The sequence below is a fragment of the Bacillus sp. DE0042 genome (genome assembly GCF_007680225.1).
In the GTDB taxonomy this organism is placed as follows: domain Bacteria; phylum Bacillota; class Bacilli; order Bacillales; family Bacillaceae_G; genus Bacillus_A; species Bacillus_A wiedmannii.
This window is the reverse complement of sequence record NZ_VEJP01000001.1, coordinates 1,345,547-1,367,006: the sequence shown is the minus strand read 5'-3', so window position 1 is coordinate 1,367,006 and position 21,460 is coordinate 1,345,547. Positions and strand designations below refer to the sequence as shown.

The window sequence follows — 21,460 nt, the reverse complement described above, 5'->3', positions numbered from 1 at the left end:
ATACAAAAAATAATTGACTTTTGTTTTGTAAGCGAGTAAAGTTAGGGAAGAAATTATTATTAAAAAATAAATATGAAACCTTCTTATAAAGAGAGGCGGAGGGACTGGCCCTACGATGCCTCGGCAGCGGACTCGATTTCAGAGTGCTGTGCCAAATCCAGCAAGCATGTGCTTGAAAGATGAGAAGAGTGTTTCTTATAGATGTATAAGACCTCTTCTCATTGGAAGAGGTCTTTTGTTATTCATTAGAAAAAGGTTGAAACTAGGGAGAGATGGTACTTTGAAAGAAACGAGAGGAAATGGTTTGGCTTTATTACCACTTGGGATATTTTTGGCGCTATTTATTGGTTCTGGAATTATTACAGGTGATTTCTATAAATTGCCGATACTTGTAGCAATTTCAATTGCTGTAGGAGTCGCTTTAGCAATGAATCGTAAAGAAAGCTTTAATGTAAAAGTAGAACGATTCGCTAAAGGTGCAGGGAACCCGGATATTATGATTATGGTTCTGATTTTTGTACTTGCAGGAGCGTTTTCTGAAACAGCAAAAGGGATGGGTGGCGTTGATTCTACAGTTAATTTAGCGTTATCCATTTTACCGCAAGGATTTATTGTAGCTGGAATTTTTGTTATAGGGGCATTTATTTCATTAGCGATGGGAACTTCAATGGGAACAATTGCTGCATTAGCACCAATTGCTGTAGGTATTAGTGGGCAAACTGACATCTCAATTGCACTTACGATGGCTACTGTTGTTGGCGGGGCGATGTTTGGTGATAATTTATCATTTATTTCAGATACAACAATCGCAGCTGTACGTTCACAAGGAACGGAAATGAAAGATAAGTTTAAAACGAACTTTTTAATTGTATTACCAGCAGCTATTATTACAATTGTACTATTAGTAATCGTTACTTTAGGAAGCGACACGCAGATTAAAGCGCATAGCTTTGACTGGATAAAGATTTTACCGTATGCAGGAGTACTTATTACAGCATTGCTTGGTTGGAATGTACTTATTGTGTTAACTGGTGGAACTGTACTATCTGGCGTTATCGGTCTTTTAGATGGGAGTTACACATTAGAGAGTTTCTTTAAAAGTGTAACGGCTGGAATGGGCGGTATGATGGAGTTAGTATTACTTGCTATTTTAATTGGCGGTATGGTCGAACTGATTCAATATAATGGTGGCATTCAATATTTAATGAATCTTTTAACGCGTAACATTCGTTCAAAAAAAGGAGCAGAGTTCGGTATTGCTGGCTTAGTGAGTATGACGAATATGTGTACAGCGAATAATACGATTTCTATTATCTTTACAGGTCCGCTTGCGAAAAATATTGCAGATCAATATGAAATTGACCCTCGTAAATCAGCGAGTGTATTAGATCTTTTCTCATGCTGTGTGCAAGGATTAATTCCGTATGGTGCGCAAATGTTAACGGCAGCAGGATTTGCGGCGTTATCTCCGATTGAATTGTTACCATATGCGTTTTATCCGATTTTAGTTGGAGTATGTGGAATTATTTCTATATTAATTGGTTTCCCGAAGTTTTCTAAAGTAGCGGGAAAGAAAGAGTATCACAAAACAGCATAATTTAAAATGAAGTTTATGAATAGTAACGAAAGCCGTACAGAGAATGTTCTCTGTACGGCTTTTTATTTGCGATAAAAGAGTGAATCATCCTATCCTACCGCATATTTTTACAAAAGGCTGAATGCAACTCAGTCTTAAGTCTGAGTCGAAAACGGTTCTTAAGCTCGTTATGGAAAAGTGAAAAAATAGTTAAGATAAGAGTATCAAATCGAAGGGAGGCAAGCACAAGATGAAACAATTTCTAGCGTTTATCGCGGCTGGTATTTTAGCTTTAATTGCTCTTGGCAGTCTTGCTGGTATTATAGGATTCGCAATTGGAGCAGGAGTTGTGTACTGGAGCTATAAATCATTTGTGCGAGCACAATCATTTTTTGGAAAGTTAGCTTGGGGTATTGTTGGTTTGATCGGCTTGTCCATCGCCCTTTCTCATTCCCCAGCATTAATCGGTATCGCAGCATTAGTAGTTTTATACTACGGATACCGTGAGTGGAAAAAAGAAAAAAATGTAGTTGTTGATTCTGCACCAGAAAGTTCTAAACCATATAGCAACTTTGAAGATGAGTGGAACAAGTTAATGAAAAACTAATAAAAAATTAAATCAAATTTATAAAGTAGAAGAGAGGAAGATTATAATGAAACAATCTTTATTCGGACGTGTACGCGATGCAATTTTAGCAGATTTTCATAATGTGTTAGATGAGAAAGAAAGAAAAAATCCAATGGCGATGTTAAACCAATATTTACGCGATAGTGAGCGTGAAATAACAAAAATTGAGAAGTTAATTGAGCGCCATAAAACATTAAAATCTAATTTCGCTCGTGAGCTTGAGCAAGCACGTTATTTCGTTAATAAAAGATCAAAGCAAGCGATCGTCGCTCAAGAAGCAGGCGAATTACAACTACATGAGCGTGCGTTAGAAGAAGTAGCGTATTATGAAGGGCAAGTAACTCGATTAGAAGAAATGTATGCAGGTGTTGTAGAGCAAATTGATGAGTTAGAGCGTCGTCTTACTGAGATGAAAAATAAATTAAAAGAAATGCACGCAAAACGTATGGAATTAATGGCACGTGAAAATATGGCACATGCAAATCGTCGTATGAATACAGCGATGCATAAAATGGATGAAAATAATCCGTTCTTACGCTTTGAAGAAATTGAAAATCATATTTGCGAATTAGAATCTCGTATAAATGAGGACCATGAACGTGACACATTTGATATGAAAATTGCAAAGCTTGAGCGTGAAATGAAAGAGAAGAATGATGTATCGTTAACGAAAGAGTTAACAAAATAATAGTAGTATATTATAAAACAGGCTTATGATATAGTGATAGGAGAAAAGGTGTTGGAAAGCAATGCCTTTTCTTCTATGTATATGTGACAAGAAGGGGGGAGCTGAAATGAAGAAACAATTTTCAAAAACACAATTAATGGGGATGCTCCTCATCATATTTGGATTCGGTCTTTTTCTTGATATGATACTTGGACATTTTGAACCAGGTGGTCTCATTTTTGCATTTATTATGCTTATGTTTGGAAGGCATTATCGTAAGAAGAATCGTTACGTACGGGGAAATGTATTTTTATTTGTTGGTGGTATAGTATTTTTATTCTTCTTATTTTCATCAGCAGCATTTGTTCTTGTCGTATTTGCTTGTTTAGCTTTAATTGGTTATCAACTGATTCAACAAGGACATCAGCAAAAAGCAATGAAGGTTGAAATTAAAGAAAAAGGGATTATAGACGAAGAGAAGCAAATATATCGTACAGAACCATATTTAAAAAATATGTTTGTAGGGAATATACGAATGATGGATCATATTTATGAACTTGAGGATATTAATGTTCAATATGGTGCTTGTGATGTGGAAATAGATTTAACAACTGCTATGATTCCAGAAGGAGAAACGGTAATTGTTATCCGAGGTGTAGTTGGTAATATTCGTTTATATGTGCCATATGATATTGAACTGTCTTTAAATCATTCTGTTATTGTCGGACGTGTGCTCCTGCCAGGACATGAAGAGACAGGATTTAATCGCAATGTTACATTTAGAACAGAGCAGTATAAAGAAGCTCCTCGTCGTATTAAAATTATTTCTTCGCTTGTCGTAGGCGATACGGAAGTGAGGAAAGTATAATGAAGAAACAAAAAAATATTTCGTGGATGTATATTCGTTATTCTATGTTGTCTTCTGTTAGTATTGCACTCATTTGTACAATTGTATATGTATGGAAAAGTGAGCAACAAGTGTACGATTTATTATGGAAGGAATCCATCGCTTCTGTTCCAATTGGCTTGTTTATTATGACTACAAGTTTACTTATCGGGGGAATTGTAGGATATGCAATCGGTTACTATATAGAGCAGCGTATACAAGGATTAAATACTTTTCTATTTGAAGTGGAGCGAGGGAATTTTCCGAGCGATGTTTCGTTTACTGCAGATGATGAATTTCATGAAGTAGAACGAAAAGTAATAGGCCTTGCTCGTCGATTAGAGGAGCAAGCTGGACTCTTTCAAAAAGTAACGAATGAACGAGCTCATTGGAATGAAGAGATGAGACAAGAAGCGATATCCCAAGAAAGGCATCGATTGGCGAGAGAGCTGCATGATTCTGTAAGTCAGCAGCTTTTTGCAATGTCGATGATGATGTCGGCTATAAATGAACAAGTGGCTGAAATTCCAGAAACGACGCAAAAGCAGTTGCAGCTCGTTGAAAATATGGTTGTAAATGCACAATCAGAAATGAGAGCATTGCTTCTTCATTTACGGCCTGTACAATTAGAAGGTAAGAAACTGACACAAGGTATAGAGGAATTATTAACGGAATTATCGCGAAAGCAACATATGAAAATTGAATGGCTAATCGAGCCAATAGAATTGAAAAAAGGTGTAGAAGACCATTTATTTCGTATTGTGCAAGAAGCTTTATCCAATACTTTACGACATGCGAAAGCGAAGAAAACGGAAGTGCGTCTTCGGAAAATTGATCAATATGCAATTCTAAAAATTATTGATGATGGCGTTGGATTTGAAGTCGGAGTGAATAAGGCTGGTTCATATGGTTTAAGATCAATGCAAGAGCGTGTTCATGAAATTGGTGGGACATTAAAAGTACTTAGTTTCCCGGCTAAAGGGACGCAAATAGAAGTAAAAGTACCGATTATGATTGAGAGAGGGGGAGAATCATGATAAAAGTGTTACTTGTTGATGATCATGAAATGGTTCGAATGGGTGTATCAGCATATTTATCAACGCAGCCAGATATCGAAGTAGTTGGAGAAGCTGAAAATGGAAGAAAAGGTTCAGAGTTAGCACTGCAATTAAGACCAGATATTATTTTGATGGATCTTGTCATGGACGAGATGGATGGGGTTGAAGCAACACGTGCTATTATTCAGGAATGGCCAGAAGCGAAAATTGTAGTTGTAACGAGCTTTTTAGATGATGAGAAATTGTATCCTGTTATTGAGGCTGGAGCGACAAGCTATTTATTAAAAACATCAAGAGCAAGTGATATAGCAGACGCTGTACGAGCTACTTATGATGGAGAAACGGTATTAGAGCCAAAAGTTACTGGTAAAATGATGTCTCGTATGCGTCAGAAGAAAGAACAACCTTTGCACGAGGAGTTAACAGAAAGAGAGTCTGAAATTTTGTTATTAATTGCAGAGGGGAAAAGTAATCAAGAGATTGCAGATGAATTGTTTATTGCCCTCAAAACAGTAAAGACACATGTGAGTAATATTTTAAATAAGCTAAATGTCAGTGACCGGACACAGGCGGTTATTTATGCGTTTAGACATCAATTGACGAAATGATAAAGTGAAACTTTAATCAGTGGGGGGGCTATCCCACTGATTATTAGTTTACGCCAAATCTTTTTATTGACGTTAATAAATGTAAGCGTTATCATTAAGTTGTTAACAGTACATACAAAGGGGAGAGAGTGTATGTTAGTTCAAACGATATTTGGCATGGATAAGTCTAAAAAATTAGGGGATTATGTGAACGCATTACAAGCGCTTTGTGAACAATATAATGTTGAAACAGATAAAATTGCAATTGTTGAGGCGACAGAAGAGTACTATTTATTTTTAGTAAAGCAAGAAGATTGCTACGATGTTGTCAAAGTAGAAACAGTGGATACAAATATCGAATATTATACGAAAGCGTATAAAATAAGCAGTTTTAATCATACTGCTTATCAAAAGTAAAAAACTCCCTTCCGGGAGTTTTTTAGGATGCTTTTACTTCGCGGGAATCGGTTATTAAGGGAACTTTTTTCGCACCGCTTAACTTAGCGATTGTAAGCCCGATAATAGCCCCGGCTAATGCTGGTATTAGCCAGCCAATTCCTTCATTATATAAAGGGATAAATTCAAAATATGTTGTGATAAATGAAACTGAAATGCCACCTTGTTTTAATCCGTCAAATACGCTTACGATTGCAGCTCCAATTAAAGCACCTACATAAACAGAGCGATATCCACCGAAATATTTATGAAGTAACGATAGTAGAACGAGTACAATTGCAACTGGATATACAACAAGTAGAATTGGAACAGAGATGGCAATAATTTTCGTTAAACCTAAGTTGGCAACTAATAATCCTAACGCACAAATGATAATCGCGAACATTTTGTATGAAAATTTAGTCAATAATGTTGAGAAATATTGACTACACGCAGATACAAGTCCAACACAAGTCGTTAGACAAGCGAGTGTAACGATTAGAGATAATAGAAGTAAACCGTATGGACCGAATAATTGCTGTACGATAACAGTAAGTAATTGTCCGCCATTTTGTGCATATCCGAGCGAGACGCTAGTTGCACCGAGCCAGCCAAGTGCGCCATATACAAGTACGAGACCAGTAGCGGCAATAAGTCCTGCTTTCGCTGTTGCGATAGGAATGGATTTACGATCACTCACACCTTTAGAGCGAATGGCATTTACAACGATAATTCCAAATGCAAGCGCAGAAATGGTATCCATCGTTAAGTATCCTTCCATAAAGCCTTTGAAGATTGGAGAAGTTTGATAATCTTGCATTGCTGGTCCTGATTGCCCGAGTGGTGTAAATACACTTTTAACAAATAGTAAGAAAATAGAGAGTAATAAAATAGGTGTTAAAATATTTCCGATGCGATCGACAAGTTTAGATGGATTTAAACTAAGCCAAAATACGATAGCGAAGAAGATGACCGTGTATAAAAATAGAGCTAGGTTACTAGAGCGAATTGTTTCCGGTAAGAAAGAACTAACACCCATTTCATAAGCGACATTTGCAACGCGTGGAATTCCCATAGAAGGACCGATTGCGATGTATACAACTACAGTAAAGAAAATTCCGAATAATGGGTGAACATGACTTGCGAGTTGTTGCATGCCGTTTCCTGATAAAGAAATTGCAATAACAGTTAATAATGGTAAACCGACTCCTGTTAGTAAAAATCCAATCATTGCCGGCCAAAAGTTTTCACCTGCATTTTGTCCAAGCATGGGAGGGAAAATTAAATTACCTGCCCCAAAAAATAAAGAAAATAGCATAAGACCCGTGAAAAAAATATGTTTTTTTGATACAGTGTTCATTGTTTTTCCTCCTTTTTTAAATTCATTTGTAAGAACACAAAAAACTCGTCCCTAAAGAAAGGGACGAGTTATATTTACCCGCGATACCACCCTAATTTATACATGTAGAAATTAGTCTATATGTATACGGCTTTACAACGTACAACATGATACGTGTTCCTTGTAACGGGGGACAGCCGGTAAGAACTTACTGTAACATTCGGTTCTACTTCTCGGAGATGATTTTCGGCTACGCACTGAACGTTGGCTTTCAGCAAATCGCCAACTCTCTGGGGGACAGTCCTATAACGTACTCGTTCTCGTCAATGAATTTTTATTCAAGTATTCTGACAGTATTGTCACATGTTTTTTTTTGAAAGTCAACATTTTTTTGAAAGGTATATTTATATATGGAAATATCGAATGTGATATTCGTTGTTGTAAAGGGAATGGTGAATTGTAAAACGGGAGTAAAAATTTGTAGAGAATTGTAAAACTTATAGAGAAAGTTGATATTTATAGGAGTAAAGAAGGTATTGTTTGAATTTACAGAGAATAATACAACAATCCACTTGCTGGAAAGAACAAACCAAAAGAGGTGACTGGAATGCTTGCGATGGGAGTATTATTTGGCATTATTGCTATAATTGGTTTTATGTGGTTATATTATTCGCGTTCGTTTAAACAAGCAGAAGTTTTACTCTTTCAAAAAGGTAGTTTGTTGACAAATCAGTCTAGATATTTAGTATGTCCGAAGTGTGGAAGTGCACAGGCCAAAAGTGGAGGATATCAAGAGTGTTGCAAAATTAGATTATGAAAGAAGGAAGCCTCACATTATGTTGTGAGGCTTCCTTCCTTACAATTTCATGGCGCTCCAAATTGTCCACCGATCTCTTTCGATAATAGGAGAGATGCTTTGTAATGCGGTCTGGACCTGTTGTAGAAGTTGAGAAAGTTCATGATCTGTTAATTCATATAGAATGGATCGACCTGTTCGAGGTGATAAATCTTGTAGCAATGCTTCTACAGAATCATGTATTTTTCGTACTTCCCATTGTGTTTGAGAGGGGAACACATGAAGAAAATGTTTTTGTAATTCTTGCTGTATCGTGGTGGTTTTTGGCCGCCTTTTTGATTCTATTTCAATGAGTTTTGGAAAGGTAGAGAAAAAATATCCACGAATGTGTTCGGTGCTTCCAGGAATTGTACAATCTTCAATAGTTCGGTCTTGTACAATAAGTACACCGTTTTTCTTTAATATACGAGAAGCTTCACGTAGAAATGTAGGAATGTCTTGTAAATGATGAATCACTGCGCGCGAAATAACAATGTCAAATGTATCATTAGGATATGGGACGCTATGTGCATCACCTTGAATGAATGAAATATTTGGAAATCCGTTACAATTTTCTTTTGCAGCTTGTAATATTTCTTTTGAAAAATCAAGTCCAATGACATTTTTGGCCCCCATAAGAGCAAGTTCTTTCGTATAAATCCCGCCACCACAGCCGATATCAATTATTTGCTTGTTTTGTATATTTGTAATACTTTTTATCATTTCTCCCCAAGAAATATGGGCGTTTCGCTGTGCGTATGTGTATTTATTATTTGCATCGTGAAAATTAATGGACATGAAAAAGACCTCCTTTCAATACTTAGTATAGCGTATTTGATAGTGTGTCACGTTTTTGTTTTTTATATGAAGAGTATAAGAATTTCTTATTGTAAAAGGAGGATTAAGTTGAAAAGGAAATATGTATTGTTGTTATTTGCTATGTTACTAGCATCTTGTGGTCAAGTAGAGCAAAAAAAAGAAACAAAAAAAGTGGAAGAGGCGGTGAATGAAGTGAAAGAAACAGTAGGGGTAACCGTTATACAAAAAAAACATAAAGAGAAAAAGTTACAGGAATCAGAAGCTACGTTAGTAATAGACATTATAGATAAAGCGGAAAAACAAGAAGTAACAGGTAGTTTTGGTGAACCGGAATATGAAATACAAATTAATAGGGATGGAAAAAAAGAAACATATTATGCATGGCTAAGAGGAGAAGACAGACGAGGATGGGTACAATATAAGAAAGCTATGTATATGCTGAATAAAAAAGATACGGAAAAGCTTTTGGCTATATTTCCAAATGTTTCAGAACAAAAAGAAGATGAGATGCAGGTAGGTCCTTTAACGGAAGTAACAAAAAAAGATTTGCAGATTACTGCGTTTCATATTAAAGCAGGCGATCAAAAAGTGAATTATATGGTGCGGTATACGATTTCACAATCATTATACAACAAGTTAGAGAAGGAACAAGAATATTATTTACAAGTCGTTTTCCCAGAAAAAGTTCAAAAATTAATTGGAGCAAAAGAAAGTGAAAAAATTTCAGGTGAAAAGGTAAAGGAAGGGTATAAACAGTATGAATTACAGGCTACTGTGCAGGTAAAAGATGCTTCAGAATCACAATTAAAGTCATTAGAGACATATTATGAAAATTATGATTTGAAAATATTAAATAGTAAAAAAGAAAAAATAGGTGTTTTTCAAAATATCATTCAAATTGTTAAAGAGTATGGTGAAAAAATGAATTTACAAAGATAAAGTGAAACTTTAATTAGTCCTTACGGATCGGGATGAATGTAAAGTCTATATGACCTTTCCTAGGAAATGATAATAGAGAGGGGGAAAATCCCCCTCTCTATTACTTTGCTTTTGCAGATGGCTCATTCATTGATTTTCGTGTAATAAGAAAAGAAATCATAAGAGCGGAAAGGATGACAAGGGCAATAAATACGTGATTGGGCAACAAATCTAATAATAATACGTAACTAACGGTATAAAAAATAAGAGTTGAAGCTAAAAACGATAGAGCACCTATTATGAGAGATTGTAAATTCATTTGCAAACACCTCCTTATATTTATATTTTTGGCTAAAAATGGATTAAATAAACATTATTTCTAACGACAGAAAAAAATATGTCATAATAGAGAAAAAAATAGTTTTGATGAATGAATAGGATTCATTAATGAGAGATAAAGGAGAGGAATATGAAAAATAATAAAAAAGGATTATGGGGAATTATTGTTGCAATAGGGCTATTTTTACTTTCTAAGTTAAAGTGGGTATTTGCAATTTTTAAACTAGCAAAGTTTTCAACGGTATTTAGTATGTTTCTATCACTTGGTGCATACGCGGTTATATATGGTTGGAAATTTGGGGTAGCGCTCATTTATTTATTGTTTATTCATGAAATGGGCCATTTATGGGCTGCGAAAAGAAAAGGTATACCAACATCGCCAGCAATATTTATTCCGTTTATGGGTGCTCTTATTGGGATGAAAGAGATGCCAAAAAATGCAAAAGATGAAGCTTATATCGCCTATATGGGACCTCTTTTCGGATTGTTGTCATTTTTACCTGCGATTCCACTTTATATAATGACGAAAGAGCCATTTTGGGCATTAATTATTTTACTTGGAAGTATGATTAACTTCTTTAACTTGATTCCGGTTTCTCCATTAGATGGTGGACGAATTATCTCAGTTGTAAGTACAAAGATTTGGGGAGCGGGCCTTATTGTATTGCTCGGTTATTCCATTTACTTTAAAAGTATTTTGGGAGGATTTATTTTTATTATCGGCTGTATGGAATTATATAGAGTAATAAAGAGAGATGAGCCAATTAAGGAATTAGGATATAGAATTGATGGAATGAAAGAATATGTTGCAAGGCTTGAAGAGGAGTTAAAAGAAACAGGTGCGGTGCATCGAAATATATATATGATGCAACATGAAATAAATATATTAAGGCAAAAAGAAAGAGAGAAAGAATTAAAAGTAGGAGAACTTCAAAAGATTGAAGTGTTAGAGCATCTTTTACCAAAGTTTGAGCCGCTTGATTACGTTCCATATGAAGATGAAAAAGAAACACATACAATTCATATAAGAGAAGCATTTGAAATGTCAGAAAGAAAATTACAGGAATGGGAGACAGAAAAGAGACAACAGGAAAACTATTATAAAGTTGATATGAAAACGAAATGGACAGTCTTTGCTTGTTATATCGGATTAATGGCTATACTCGGTTACACAGCTTATGAAGGATACATTGTTTTACAAGAACATTTACCAACGAGAAATGTATAGAAAAATATTGTCGAAATGATAGGAAGGGTTTATCCCTTTCGGCAAGAAGACTTCATCTGATTTGTGTTACGAGTGAAACCCAACAATACAGGTGGAGATGAATTGCCGTCAGAAGGTAGACCAAACACTTTTGTTTGGTTCATAACAATTTTCCCGGGGCGAATATTTGTTTCTTTTTGTCTTACAATATAATGTGCCCTTAGATAAGGAGGGAATATATCGTAAGACAACGAAATTGGATAATAATAATCATTTGGTTATTTGATTCAAAAGTAATTAACAATTACAAAAAATATTCCTTTCCTAAGATAAAACATGATCTTAGGAAAGGAATAATTTTAATGAACTCTCTAAGAAAGGTGGTGAAAACAGTGGCTAGAAAGAAAGCAGTGAAAGTATTGCGCAAACAAAAGAAAAGAGAAAACATGCAACGATTCACGCAGAAACAGAATATCGGACGAGCGTGCCTTACTGCAAAAGAATTTCGCTTACTGCAACGCATTTCACATAGTTCAAAAGCATTGCGAAATGTTGGATTGTACACGATGAAACAAAGTTACTTGAACAATAACAAAATGGCTACTGTAAAAGAAGTGGACACTGCCATGCAAGCCGATATGAACTACTCGGGCATGCAATCAAACTCTGTTCAAGCGATTCGTAGAGCCTTATTTACAGAAGTGAAGAGCTTTTTTAAAGCATGGGAACAGTGGAAGAAAAATCCTGAGAAGTTCACAGGTCGTCCTAAGTTTCCGAATTATTCTCGTTCAACTGACAAACGAAGCATTGAAATCTATCAAGTTCCAAAAGTGGATGATAACGGGTTTTGGATGATTCCGATGAATGTAGCATTCAGAAAAAAATTCGGTTCCATTAAAATACGTATGCCTAAAAACTTAAGAAATAAAAAAATTTCCTACATTGAGATTGTACCAAAGCAAAAAGGTCGGTTCCTTGAGGTGCATTACACATATGAAATGCACGTTTCTCAAATGAAGAAGCCATCCACGACTACTAGTAACGCTTTGAGTTGCGATTTAGGTGTAGACAGATTAGTAAGTTGTGTAACAAATACAGGTAATACATTCTTAATTGATGGAAAAAAATTAAAATCCATTAACCAGTACTTCAATAAAATGATACGTAATCTACAACAGAAAAATATGGACAATGGAATTTCAAAACGTATTGTAACAAATCAAATGGCGGCACTTTGGCATAAAAGAGAAAGACAAATAAATGGTTACATTTCACAAACTGTAGGCTTGTTGTTCAAAAAAGTGAAAGCATGTAACATAGATACGGTTGTCGTAGGGTATAACGCTGGTTGGAAACAAAAATCAGATATGGGAAAAAAGAATAATCAAACATTTGTTCAAATCCCATTTCATAAACTGATGGCAGCGATTGAGAATAAGTGTGTAAAAGAAGGTATACGATTTTTAAAACAAGAAGAAAGCTATACTTCAAAAGCTAGTTTTCTTGATAAAGATCCGGTTCCAGTTTGGTCTGAGGATGATAGGATTCATTATCGCTTTAGTGGCAAACGAATCACTCGTGGTCTGTATCAAAGTAAAGCAGGAACATGTATCCATGCTGATATTAATGGTGCGCTGAATACATTGCAAAAATCAAGAGTTGTACAATTGGATGACACTCTCAAAGTGAAAACGCCGATTCTATTAGAAGTGCAAAAACGTAAGGCTGTTGCTTCGCGCATAGCTTAGTGGGTGCGTCAACCATCCGTGTGTACTCGACTTGTCGGGGCTTGTAGCACACGCCGGATTCATCTGAGTGGTGGCTTCTTTCACAAGGAAGAACTGCTCTTTTTCGAAAGGGTGGTGCAAGTGGGAAAACAATAGTTCATTGCCAGTACCAACCAAAAACATACTTGGGGTGTTACCGTAGGGTGACATGAATGCTAGAGCGTCAAACTGTCTGAAAAGACCTAGATTTCTAACTCAAGCCCCCACTGAAACGTGTCAACTCAGTGGGGGTAGTTGACACAGGAATTATACTTCTACGAGAGAATGTTACAAGTATAGTCATACATTGTAATATCTTTAGTAGAGAAGGAGTTCTGTATATGAAGAAATTGTTAATTGTATTCGGGATTATTATCGTAATGATCATTGCGAGCTATAGTCTTATGAAATTGCTATTACATTATGCGAATAAGCCTGCTGAGGTAAGTACAATAGCTCAAATAGAAGATGTGCAAGAAGAGACAAAAGTGCTAGATTTTATTCGTATAACGCATGAAAGTTATAATAATTTCTTAAATTACGGTAAAGCAGAGAATTATACAGAAGGGGACTGGAACCAATTTAAACAATGGTTTCAACAACAAGAATCGTCTTTAAAAAATATACATACAGAAATAAAGAATGAAAAAATAAAACGTGATGTAAATAGAAGCTATGAAATTGTAAAAAAAGGTGTGGAACTTCAAAATATTGAGTATGTAGTTTATGCACATCGTATATACCATGACTTAGATATTATTGTAAATAAATATAGAGGTGAAACGAACATCTGGGGGTATACAGAGTTTGGAGATGGGAAAGATATAAGGGTAATTGAACAAGCTATACAGTCCAAATAATAAGTTAGCTAGAATTCTAGTTGGCTTATTTTCTTTTGTAAGTGCAATGTTCATATATTATTCACAAAAACACCGTGTTAATAGTGATTAAAATCACAATATGTACTATACAATTCAGTTAAACTAAAAACAGTTAAGGAAATAGAGGAGTGGGATACAATGTTAAGTGCAAAAACAATTGAAATCGTAAAGTCAACAGTACCATTATTACAAGAAAAAGGCGTTGAAATTACAACGAGATTTTATCAAATTTTATTTTCGGAACATCCGGAGTTATTGAATATTTTCAACCATACAAATCAGAAAAAGGGAAGACAACAACAAGCGCTAGCGAATGCTGTTTATGCAGCTGCAACGTATATTGATAATTTAGAAGCTATTATTCCAGTTGTAAAACAAATTGGTCATAAGCATAGAAGTTTAGGTATTAAAGCAGAGCATTACCCAATTGTAGGTACATGTTTACTACGTGCAATTAAAGAGGTCGCAGGTGCACCTGATGAAGTTTTAAATGCATGGGGAGAAGCTTATGGTGTCATTGCTGATGCATTCATTAGCATTGAAGCAGAGATGTATGAAGAAGCGGCACATAAAGAAGGTGGATGGAAAGATTTCCGTAACTTTGTGGTTGTTAAAAAAGTGAAGGAAAGCGACGTTATTACATCATTTTATTTAAAACCTGAGGATGGAGGGCAAGTTTCTTCATTCATCCCAGGACAATATGTAACGATTCAAATAAACATAGAAGGTGAAACGTATACACATAATCGTCAATATAGTTTATCAGATGCTCCTGGAAAAGAATATTATCGTATTAGTGTAAAGAAAGAAAAAGGTGTAGATACACCGGACGGTAAAGTATCTAACTACTTACACGATCATGTAGAAGAAGGGGATATGTTACCAGTAAGTGCACCAGCAGGAGATTTCGTATTAAATATGGATTCAACATTACCAGTTGTGCTAATTAGTGGTGGAGTAGGTATTACACCAATGATGAGTATGCTAAATACGTTAATTGAAAAAAACTCAAAACGTAATGTATGTTTTGTTCATGCAGCGATAAATAGTAATACACATGCAATGAAAGAACACGTTGAGGCAGTAGATAATGAATACGAACAAGTTAAAGCGTACACTTGCTATTCTGCACCAACTGAAAAAGACTTGGAAATGAAGAACTTTGATAAAGAAGGTTTCATTGAAGCTGAATGGTTACAAACTATCATTCCGACAACGGAAGCAGAATTTTATTTCTGTGGTCCAGTACCATTTATGAAACATATAAATGCTGCACTAACTGATTTAGGTGTGAAACAAGAGCATATTCATTATGAATTTTTCGGTCCAGCAGCAAGCTTACAATAGAATGGATTTGAATAAGCGAAAAAACGAGGTATTATTTTACCTCGTTTTTTATTTGTTCTCTTAACAGCCGATTTACTGTTTCACGGCGTATACCTATGAGTTGACCGATTTCAGTTTGTGTTAATATTTCATATATAGGAATGTCACCTAAATATAGTGTGAACCATTCTTGTAAACGATGTAGACGTTCTTTCGGAGAGACGGTTGTTAATTGATCGATACGCTGTTGCATCATTCTTAATTTTGATTGTAGTTGCATAGCGATATTTGCATATGATGCAGGATTTGCCTGAAGTTGATCGTACCATTCATTACTAATTATAGGTTCAACTTCTGTTTTCATTAAAGCGATTGCTGTACCGTGATATTCCTTCGGTGAAATTAAAGAATGGTGAGGTATCGTTTCACCTGGAACGATAATGTTGAATAGAAATGGTGTTCCATCTTCTTCTATCCGTACTACTTTTAATAAACCTGTTTTTATAAAATATAAAGGACCGTCCTCGCCTTGACGGAATAGTACATCTCCTTTGTGTAGAATCAATGTTAGCCCCCCATTTAAACATTTCTATTTCTTCTATTTTAGCGTATATGTATAAAGACAATATGCTATTTAAACAGCAATTTCATTGACGAAATATATGCTATTACAGTAGTATACTATTTAGTGTGTAATAGTACTAGCAATGAATACGCTGTAGGGGGTTTAGTATATTGTTAGATGCGATAAAAATGACGGATATGAGAATTCCGGCGAATGCTATCATTCATGTAGAAGAGATGAAAGGTGGAGTCGTGTTATCCGTTGAAGTAGACGGCCAAATTATTTATACGATGGCTTATGATGAAGAAACAGATAGTTATGCTGAATTATATGATCGAAACGATAAGAGGGCGTGCCAAGTACATGAGGATTTTATGGGATGGTCACTTCTTCACTAAAAAAGATGTCAATATGACATCTTTTTTTATTAAAACGATAGAATATACAAAGAAATGAAATATAAGGATAAAATTTGTAATAAATGATTTTGCATTGTTAGCACTTTGTAACTGCAAGTGAATTATTTTTTCGCTATCATAAAGATAACAGTCGCAGTTATAGGAGTGGTCAACTTGAAGAAAGTACATATTTCCAATTATATGTTATTATGTGTTTGTTTAATTTTATTTGTTCTCTTAGGAGGATTTTTATATTCATGTGTATAAGAAAAACGCATTCTAAAAAGAACGCGTTATAAAAAAGAAGTGATGATTAATCTAGTTCCGAGAATAATTAATGTGATACGTAATAAATTAATTACGGCATTACCACTTAATTTTGTATTAATATAAGCCCCGATTTTTCCGCCAATCCATGCACCAGGAATAAGAATTAATGCGTAAACCCAGCTGACATTTCCAAGGGAGATGTGAGTTGCAGAACTTACAATTGCTGATAAAAATACGATAAACATCGAAGTTGCTACAGCAATATGTGCTGGGAATGCAAAAAGTAGCATCATTGCTGGAACAAGTAAGGCACCGCCGCCAATTCCAAATAACCCAGATATAAAACCAACTATAAAGGCGATAAAGATAGCGAGAAGCGGTGGAAATTGATAGTGTACAGTGTTTCCTTCGTTATCTGTAAAAGAACGCTTAATTACCGTCATATTTGATAAAGAAAGGGGGTTTAATTTGTCTCGTAACATAAGAAGAATGGAGACAAAAATAAGGAAAATCCCAAAATATAAAGAAAATGTATCTTGGTTTAAAAATTTGTTTGCCCATGAGCCGATGATACCACCAGGGCCACTCCCGATAAATAAAATAAGTCCACTTTTGTAATCTACTCGTTTATGCTTCATATAAGTAAGGGTGGAAGATAGTCCTGTAAAAACGACTGTTACCATTGAAGTTCCTACTGCAAGTTGTGGTGATAGACTGTGTAATCCGATTAATAACGGAACAATAATAATTCCGCCACCAAGCCCGACTAGACTCCCGACTGTCCCGGCGATTAATCCGATGAAAAGTAACATGATGTATTCCAAAATTTCCAACTCCTCTATATAACTTATCCACCAATTATTATACACGCTTTTTAATAAGAAAAAGGTTTGTTCACAAAAAAGTCGTCTTCCTAGAAAAATAAGGAAGACGACTTTTAATTAAAAGATTAAGTGTAATAAAGCGTAAAATAATGCAGCTAACGAAGCTGAAATAGGAAGTGTAATAACCCATGTAATTAACATACGTTTTGCAGTTCCCCATTTTACACCTTTCACACGATGTGAAGCACCAACCCCTAAAATAGAAGAAGAGATAACGTGCGTTGTACTAACCGGTAAGTGAATGAATGTTGCGCCGAAAATAACAAGTGATGATGATAAATCAGCAGCTACCCCATTTACAGGACGAATTTTCATAATTTGTCCACCGACAGTTTTAATAATTTTCCATCCGCCGACTGAAGTACCAAGACCCATTGCGATTGCACAACATAATTGTACCCAGAACGGGATGTCGTCAGAAGTATGATAGTTATTGGCCATAAGAGCCATCGTAATGATTCCCATTGCTTTTTGTGCATCATTCGTACCATGTGTATAAGCTTGTAATGCTGCAGTGAAGATCTGGAATATACGGAAGTTTTTGTTCGTTTTCGTTAAATTAAAGTTTTTAAAGACCACTTTAAAAATACTGTATACGATATAACCAATAACAAAAGCGATAATCGGTGAAATGATTAAAGCTTCAAGAATTTTTATGAACCCTTTAAGATTTAATGAGCTAATACCGGCAGCAGCGATAGCTGCACCTGCGATTGAGCCGATAATTGCATGCGAAGAACTACTTGGAATACCGTAGTACCAAGTAATTAAATTCCAAGCTATTGCCGCAAGCAAAGCAGCTAAAATTACAAGAGAACCATTTTGCAAGGCAAATGGATCAACGATATCTTTTGTAATCGTTTTTGCTACACCTGTAAATGTCATCGCACCTAAAAAGTTCATAATAGCTGCCATAATAATTGCATGTCTAGGCTTTAGAGCTTTCGTTGAAACAGCCGTTGCAATAGCGTTTGCTGTATCGTGAAATCCATTGATAAAGTCAAAAGCTAAAGCGCAAATGACTACTAAAACGGTCAGTATCAAGAGTGTATCCATGATCAAACTCCTTACGCGTTCTTCATAATAATTGTTTCTAATACGTTTGCAACGCTTTGGCAGCTATCCGCTACTTCTTCAAGCTCTTCGTAAATCTCTTTGTATTGAATAATCTTAATCGGATCTTTCTCACGAGAGAATAAGTGCTTAATCGCATGACGGCGAATATCATCACATTGTGATTCGTAATCCTTAATCTTAATTGCGTTCGTACGAATGTCGACTAACTTCTTTTTAGACAGTAGTTCAACAGAATTTGCAATCTCAATCGCACATTGATTAATTGCTTCAACGAATTTAATCATGTATTCATCAGCTTCTGTAATAGAATACATTTCGAATAGACCAGCACTATGATCTAATCCGTCTAATACATCATCCATACTCATTGCAAGTTGTAGGATGTCCTCACGTTCAATTGGAGTAATAAACGCTTTGTTTAGCTCCATAATGATTTCGTGAATAAATGTGTCACCTTTTGACTCATACTCTTTCATGCGCATAGAAAACTCTTTTAAATCGCTAGCATTTTTAATTTTATACTCCACGAAAAACTGCGCGCCTTCTTTTAAATTTTCGGAAACATTCATTAACATTTCAGAAAATTTATCTTTTTTTGATTTAAATACCATTATTAGTTACCCCCACAAAAGTAATATATGTAAAATATATTGGCTAGTCAATTCTAACAAAAAACTGTCGTTTTTTAAAACATTTTATCGAAAAGTTTACAAAAACTTAACATAACTCTCATTGTTGTATTAATAATATTAATAATCAATAGTGAATATCTTACTTGTAGAATGTCCTTTTCTTGCAAAAAGTATGAATGTGAAAGAAAAGCTTTACACTATAGGAACGACTACGTTATTATAATAAATTTAAAAGGAGGTATATTCTTCCTTTTGAAAAGAAGAGTGTAAACAAATGAAGGAAGTGAACGAATGAAATTGAAGAACACTCACTTGAAAAAAATGCAGGAGTGGTTCAACAAGAGGAAGAAACTTCGTAATTCATTAATTGTATTAGGGAGTTTACTCGCTACTCTATTTATTGCTATAAATATAATAATTTCCATTCAAGACATATCTGAATTAAAACAAGCTGTTCCGCAACCGACCTTAATTTATGATGCAAATAATGAAGTTGCGACTAAATTAGCTTCTTCTAAAACAGAAGGTGTTAAAAGGAAAGATATTCCTGACATTATGGTTCAGGCAATTGTTGCAGTAGAAGATAAGGAGTTTTTTAACCATCACGGTATTTACTATAGTGGAATTATAAGTGCAGTTTTTAAAAATATTACAGCAGGAGAAGTTGTAGCAGGGGGAAGTACAATTACACAACAACTTGCGAAAAATGTATTTCTGACACAAGACCGCACATACTCTCGAAAAATAAAGGAATATTTTTTAACAAAAAAAATAGAGCGTACGTATACGAAAGATGAAATTATTGAAATGTATATGAACCAAATTTATTTTGGTGAAGGGGCTTGGGGTATAAAAAGGGCAGCTAAATCTTATTTTGATAAAGATGTAAAAGATTTAACGGTTTCAGAGGCTGCAACGATTGCTGGCTTGATTAAAGCACCGTCTGCGTATTCGCCCTATAAAAACTTTAATAAGTCAATCGAACGACGTAATGTTGTATTAAGTTTAATGAAAGAGCAAGGATATATTTCTGACGAACAGTATAATAAAGAAAAAGAGAGCGGTCTTGTGTTAAAACGTGGTGTGGATGATAAATACAAGGGGAAATACTCTCAATATGTAGATTATATTGTTAGGGAAGCTATGGACAAGTACGAATTAACACAAAATGAAATTTTAGCAGGTGGTTATCGTATTTATACAGAGCTTGATCCGAAAAGACAACAGGCTGTAGAAGACGTTGTGAATAATGAGAGTTATTTCAAAGATAATGGCTCAGACCAGCTTATGCAAACGGGTGTAGTTCTTATGAATCCAAAAACAGGTGGTGTACCAGCTTTAGTTGGGGGTAGAGGACCGTATCAGTTTTTACAGTTTAACCATGCAACCCAATTAAAAAGACAACCTGGATCAACGTTAAAGCCTCTGGCTGTATATGTACCAGCGTTAGAGCAAGGGTATGAAGTATATGATATATTAAAAGATGAACCATTTAATATTAAAGAATATAAACCGCAAAATAGTGATCATACTTTTCACGGTGATGTGACAATGTATGAAGCTGTGGCAAAGTCGTACAATGTTTCGGCTGTTTGGCTATTGGAACAAATTGGATTGGATAAAGGATTGAAATCTTTAGAGCGATTTGGTATTCCATTAGTGCCAGAAGATCGTACGTATCCAATTGCTTTAGGCGGGATGCATGTTGGGACCTCTCCATTTGTAATGGCTCAAGCATACAGTACATTTGCAAATGACGGTGTTCAAGTGGAAGCTCATGCGATTAGAGAGATACAAAATGCTGAAGGCGAAACAATTGGAAAGTGGTATAAGAAAGAGACACGAGTGACGAGCGAGAAAATTGCACAAAAGATGACATATTTATTAAAAGGTGTTGTCGAAAAGGGCACGGGCGAAAAGGCGAAAGTTAATAATGTTGATACGGCCGGTAAGACAGGAACTACTCAAATTGTAAATGGACCAAGCGCCGGTGCAAAGGATTCATGGTTTGTTGGATACACACCAGATTTAGTAGGTGCGATTTGGGTAGGATATGATAAAACAGATAGTGATCATTATGTTCCGGGGGGAAGTCAAATTACGACGACAATGTTCCGGGATATTATGAAAAAAGCGAATGCCAATCCAGCTCAAAAAGCATTCCAGTTATCGCTCATATCTGAGGCTGATTATAAAAAACAATTGAATACAATAGAAGAGGAAAAACGAAGAAAAGAAGAAGAGAAGAGAAGAAAAGAAGAGGAACAACAAAGAAAAAAAGAGCAACAAGAGTGGATTGATAAAGTGAAAGAATGGATTCCTTCATTTTGGTAAAAGAAAGAGGCGAATAACGAAATTCGCCTCTTT

General features: G+C 35.3%; 22 protein-coding genes, 1 riboswitch and 1 other annotated feature. Of the genes, 15 read left to right on the top strand and 7 right to left on the bottom strand.

The features are described 5' to 3' along the window. The first annotated feature begins 80 nt into the window (after positions 1-80). A riboswitch (SAM riboswitch) is annotated at positions 81-186 on the top strand. A gap of 94 nt (positions 187-280) precedes the next feature. The 7 genes from FS802_RS06740 to FS802_RS06710 all read left to right on the top strand — a co-directional run bounded on the left by FS802_RS06740 (position 281) and on the right by FS802_RS06710 (position 5,819). Then, positions 281-1,597 carry a Na+/H+ antiporter NhaC family protein gene (locus FS802_RS06740; protein WP_000665483.1) on the top strand — a complete coding sequence of 439 codons (1,317 nt, stop codon included), beginning with the start codon at positions 281-283 and terminating at the stop codon, positions 1,595-1,597. 229 nt (positions 1,598-1,826) lie between these two features. Next, complete coding sequence (locus tag FS802_RS06735) at positions 1,827-2,183, top strand: lmo0954 family membrane protein (RefSeq protein ID WP_000808634.1); 357 nt, start codon at positions 1,827-1,829, stop codon at positions 2,181-2,183. 46 nt (positions 2,184-2,229) lie between these two features. Further along, entirely contained in the window at positions 2,230-2,892 is a 663-nt protein-coding gene (locus FS802_RS06730) for a PspA/IM30 family protein (RefSeq protein ID WP_098707588.1), read from the top strand. A 106-nt stretch (positions 2,893-2,998) separates the two neighbouring features. After that, on the top strand, positions 2,999-3,739 hold the full coding sequence (gene liaF, locus FS802_RS06725) for a cell wall-active antibiotics response protein LiaF (RefSeq protein WP_075308724.1): 741 nt from the start codon (positions 2,999-3,001) through the stop codon (positions 3,737-3,739). Next, a complete protein-coding gene (locus FS802_RS06720; RefSeq protein WP_000744324.1) occupies positions 3,739-4,794 on the top strand; it encodes a sensor histidine kinase in 1,056 nt (351 codons plus the stop codon). The genes liaF and FS802_RS06720 overlap by 1 nt, the downstream gene beginning before the upstream one ends. Continuing rightward, entirely contained in the window at positions 4,791-5,423 is a 633-nt protein-coding gene (locus tag FS802_RS06715) for a response regulator (RefSeq protein WP_000598709.1), read from the top strand. Before FS802_RS06720 ends, FS802_RS06715 begins: the two co-directional genes overlap by 4 nt. A 99-nt stretch (positions 5,424-5,522) precedes the next feature. Next, complete coding sequence (locus tag FS802_RS06710) at positions 5,523-5,819, top strand: DUF3922 domain-containing protein (protein WP_116329309.1); 297 nt, start codon at positions 5,523-5,525, stop codon at positions 5,817-5,819. A 22-nt stretch (positions 5,820-5,841) separates the two neighbouring features. Here the strand turns inward: FS802_RS06710 and brnQ3 are convergent, their stop codons facing one another. Then, a complete protein-coding gene (brnQ3, locus tag FS802_RS06705; protein ID WP_144524933.1) occupies positions 5,842-7,197 on the bottom strand; it encodes a branched-chain amino acid transport system II carrier protein BrnQ3 in 1,356 nt (451 codons plus the stop codon). A gap of 56 nt (positions 7,198-7,253) precedes the next feature. Then, positions 7,254-7,512 (bottom strand) — a binding site (T-box leader). 271 nt (positions 7,513-7,783) lie between these two features. Between brnQ3 and FS802_RS06700 the strand changes: the two genes are divergently transcribed. Further along, positions 7,784-7,993 carry a hypothetical protein gene (locus tag FS802_RS06700; protein WP_098653878.1) on the top strand — a complete coding sequence of 70 codons (210 nt, stop codon included), beginning with the start codon at positions 7,784-7,786 and terminating at the stop codon, positions 7,991-7,993. A 39-nt stretch (positions 7,994-8,032) separates the two neighbouring features. On the opposite strand, the gene FS802_RS06695 is transcribed toward FS802_RS06700, so the two are convergent. Further along, positions 8,033-8,809 (bottom strand): class I SAM-dependent methyltransferase, encoded by a 777-nt coding sequence (locus FS802_RS06695; protein WP_144524931.1) that lies wholly within the window; start codon positions 8,807-8,809, stop codon positions 8,033-8,035. 108 nt (positions 8,810-8,917) lie between these two features. Between FS802_RS06695 and FS802_RS06690 the strand changes: the two genes are divergently transcribed. Further along, positions 8,918-9,769 carry a YhfM domain-containing protein gene (locus tag FS802_RS06690; RefSeq protein WP_098653877.1) on the top strand — a complete coding sequence of 284 codons (852 nt, stop codon included), beginning with the start codon at positions 8,918-8,920 and terminating at the stop codon, positions 9,767-9,769. 100 nt (positions 9,770-9,869) lie between these two features. On the opposite strand, the gene FS802_RS06685 is transcribed toward FS802_RS06690, so the two are convergent. After that, on the bottom strand, positions 9,870-10,067 hold the full coding sequence (locus FS802_RS06685; protein WP_001053356.1) for a hypothetical protein: 198 nt from the start codon (positions 10,065-10,067) through the stop codon (positions 9,870-9,872). A gap of 150 nt (positions 10,068-10,217) precedes the next feature. On the opposite strand from FS802_RS06685, the gene FS802_RS06680 reads away from it, so the two are divergent. The 4 genes from FS802_RS06680 (at position 10,218) to hmpA (ending at position 15,288) form a co-directional block, all read left to right on the top strand. Further along, the gene (locus FS802_RS06680; protein WP_070168580.1) at positions 10,218-11,315 is read left to right on the top strand and encodes a site-2 protease family protein; all 1,098 of its coding nucleotides are present in this window, start codon (positions 10,218-10,220) and stop codon (positions 11,313-11,315) included. A 371-nt stretch (positions 11,316-11,686) separates the two neighbouring features. Further along, positions 11,687-13,042, top strand: coding sequence for an RNA-guided endonuclease TnpB family protein (locus tag FS802_RS06670; RefSeq protein ID WP_098653876.1), 1,356 nt, complete (start codon positions 11,687-11,689; stop codon positions 13,040-13,042). Positions 13,043-13,401: 359 nt separating this feature from the next. After that, positions 13,402-13,920: a hypothetical protein gene (locus tag FS802_RS06660; protein ID WP_144524929.1), complete on the top strand. Its 519-nt coding sequence runs from the start codon at positions 13,402-13,404 to the stop codon at positions 13,918-13,920. Between the two features lie 159 nt (positions 13,921-14,079). Then, on the top strand, positions 14,080-15,288 hold the full coding sequence (gene hmpA / locus FS802_RS06655; RefSeq protein WP_078183659.1) for an NO-inducible flavohemoprotein: 1,209 nt from the start codon (positions 14,080-14,082) through the stop codon (positions 15,286-15,288). Between the two features lie 31 nt (positions 15,289-15,319). Here the strand turns inward: hmpA and FS802_RS06650 are convergent, their stop codons facing one another. Further along, entirely contained in the window at positions 15,320-15,832 is a 513-nt protein-coding gene (locus tag FS802_RS06650; RefSeq protein ID WP_000600574.1) for a Crp/Fnr family transcriptional regulator, read from the bottom strand. 170 nt (positions 15,833-16,002) lie between these two features. On the opposite strand from FS802_RS06650, the gene FS802_RS06645 reads away from it, so the two are divergent. After that, positions 16,003-16,230, top strand: a complete 228-nt coding sequence (locus FS802_RS06645) for a hypothetical protein (RefSeq protein ID WP_000882907.1) — start codon at positions 16,003-16,005, stop codon at positions 16,228-16,230. A 293-nt stretch (positions 16,231-16,523) separates the two neighbouring features. Here the strand turns inward: FS802_RS06645 and FS802_RS06640 are convergent, their stop codons facing one another. The 3 genes from FS802_RS06640 to FS802_RS06630 form a co-directional block, all read right to left on the bottom strand. Continuing rightward, positions 16,524-17,324 (bottom strand): sulfite exporter TauE/SafE family protein, encoded by an 801-nt coding sequence (locus FS802_RS06640; protein ID WP_000455764.1) that lies wholly within the window; start codon positions 17,322-17,324, stop codon positions 16,524-16,526. 117 nt (positions 17,325-17,441) lie between these two features. After that, entirely contained in the window at positions 17,442-18,440 is a 999-nt protein-coding gene (locus tag FS802_RS06635) for an inorganic phosphate transporter (protein ID WP_000380274.1), read from the bottom strand. A gap of 11 nt (positions 18,441-18,451) precedes the next feature. Beyond that, positions 18,452-19,072, bottom strand: coding sequence for a DUF47 domain-containing protein (locus FS802_RS06630; protein WP_000231452.1), 621 nt, complete (start codon positions 19,070-19,072; stop codon positions 18,452-18,454). 312 nt (positions 19,073-19,384) lie between these two features. Between FS802_RS06630 and FS802_RS06625 the strand changes: the two genes are divergently transcribed. Then, the gene (locus tag FS802_RS06625; RefSeq protein ID WP_000769285.1) at positions 19,385-21,427 is read left to right on the top strand and encodes a transglycosylase domain-containing protein; all 2,043 of its coding nucleotides are present in this window, start codon (positions 19,385-19,387) and stop codon (positions 21,425-21,427) included. Positions 21,428-21,460: the final 33 nt, after the last annotated feature.

Bases quoted from the DNA above. Each gene is read 5' to 3' on its own strand.
- FS802_RS06715 (WP_000598709.1), top strand. From the start codon at position 4,791: ATGATAAAAGTGTTACTTGTTGATGATCATGAAATGGTTCGAATGGGT.
- hmpA (WP_078183659.1), top strand. From the start codon at position 14,080: ATGTTAAGTGCAAAAACAATTGAAATCGTAAAGTCAACAGTACCATTA.
- FS802_RS06660 (WP_144524929.1), top strand. From the start codon at position 13,402: ATGAAGAAATTGTTAATTGTATTCGGGATTATTATCGTAATGATCATT.
- brnQ3 (WP_144524933.1), bottom strand. From the start codon at position 7,197: ATGAACACTGTATCAAAAAAACATATTTTTTTCACGGGTCTTATGCTA.
- FS802_RS06720 (WP_000744324.1), top strand. From the start codon at position 3,739: ATGAAGAAACAAAAAAATATTTCGTGGATGTATATTCGTTATTCTATG.
- FS802_RS06625 (WP_000769285.1), top strand. From the start codon at position 19,385: ATGAAATTGAAGAACACTCACTTGAAAAAAATGCAGGAGTGGTTCAAC.
- FS802_RS06730 (WP_098707588.1), top strand. From the start codon at position 2,230: ATGAAACAATCTTTATTCGGACGTGTACGCGATGCAATTTTAGCAGAT.
- liaF (WP_075308724.1), top strand. From the start codon at position 2,999: ATGAAGAAACAATTTTCAAAAACACAATTAATGGGGATGCTCCTCATC.
- FS802_RS06695 (WP_144524931.1), bottom strand. From the start codon at position 8,809: ATGTCCATTAATTTTCACGATGCAAATAATAAATACACATACGCACAG.
- FS802_RS06735 (WP_000808634.1), top strand. From the start codon at position 1,827: ATGAAACAATTTCTAGCGTTTATCGCGGCTGGTATTTTAGCTTTAATT.
- FS802_RS06635 (WP_000380274.1), bottom strand. From the start codon at position 18,440: ATGGATACACTCTTGATACTGACCGTTTTAGTAGTCATTTGCGCTTTA.
- FS802_RS06700 (WP_098653878.1), top strand. From the start codon at position 7,784: ATGCTTGCGATGGGAGTATTATTTGGCATTATTGCTATAATTGGTTTT.
- FS802_RS06630 (WP_000231452.1), bottom strand. From the start codon at position 19,072: ATGGTATTTAAATCAAAAAAAGATAAATTTTCTGAAATGTTAATGAAT.
- FS802_RS06680 (WP_070168580.1), top strand. From the start codon at position 10,218: ATGAAAAATAATAAAAAAGGATTATGGGGAATTATTGTTGCAATAGGG.
- FS802_RS06685 (WP_001053356.1), bottom strand. From the start codon at position 10,067: ATGAATTTACAATCTCTCATAATAGGTGCTCTATCGTTTTTAGCTTCA.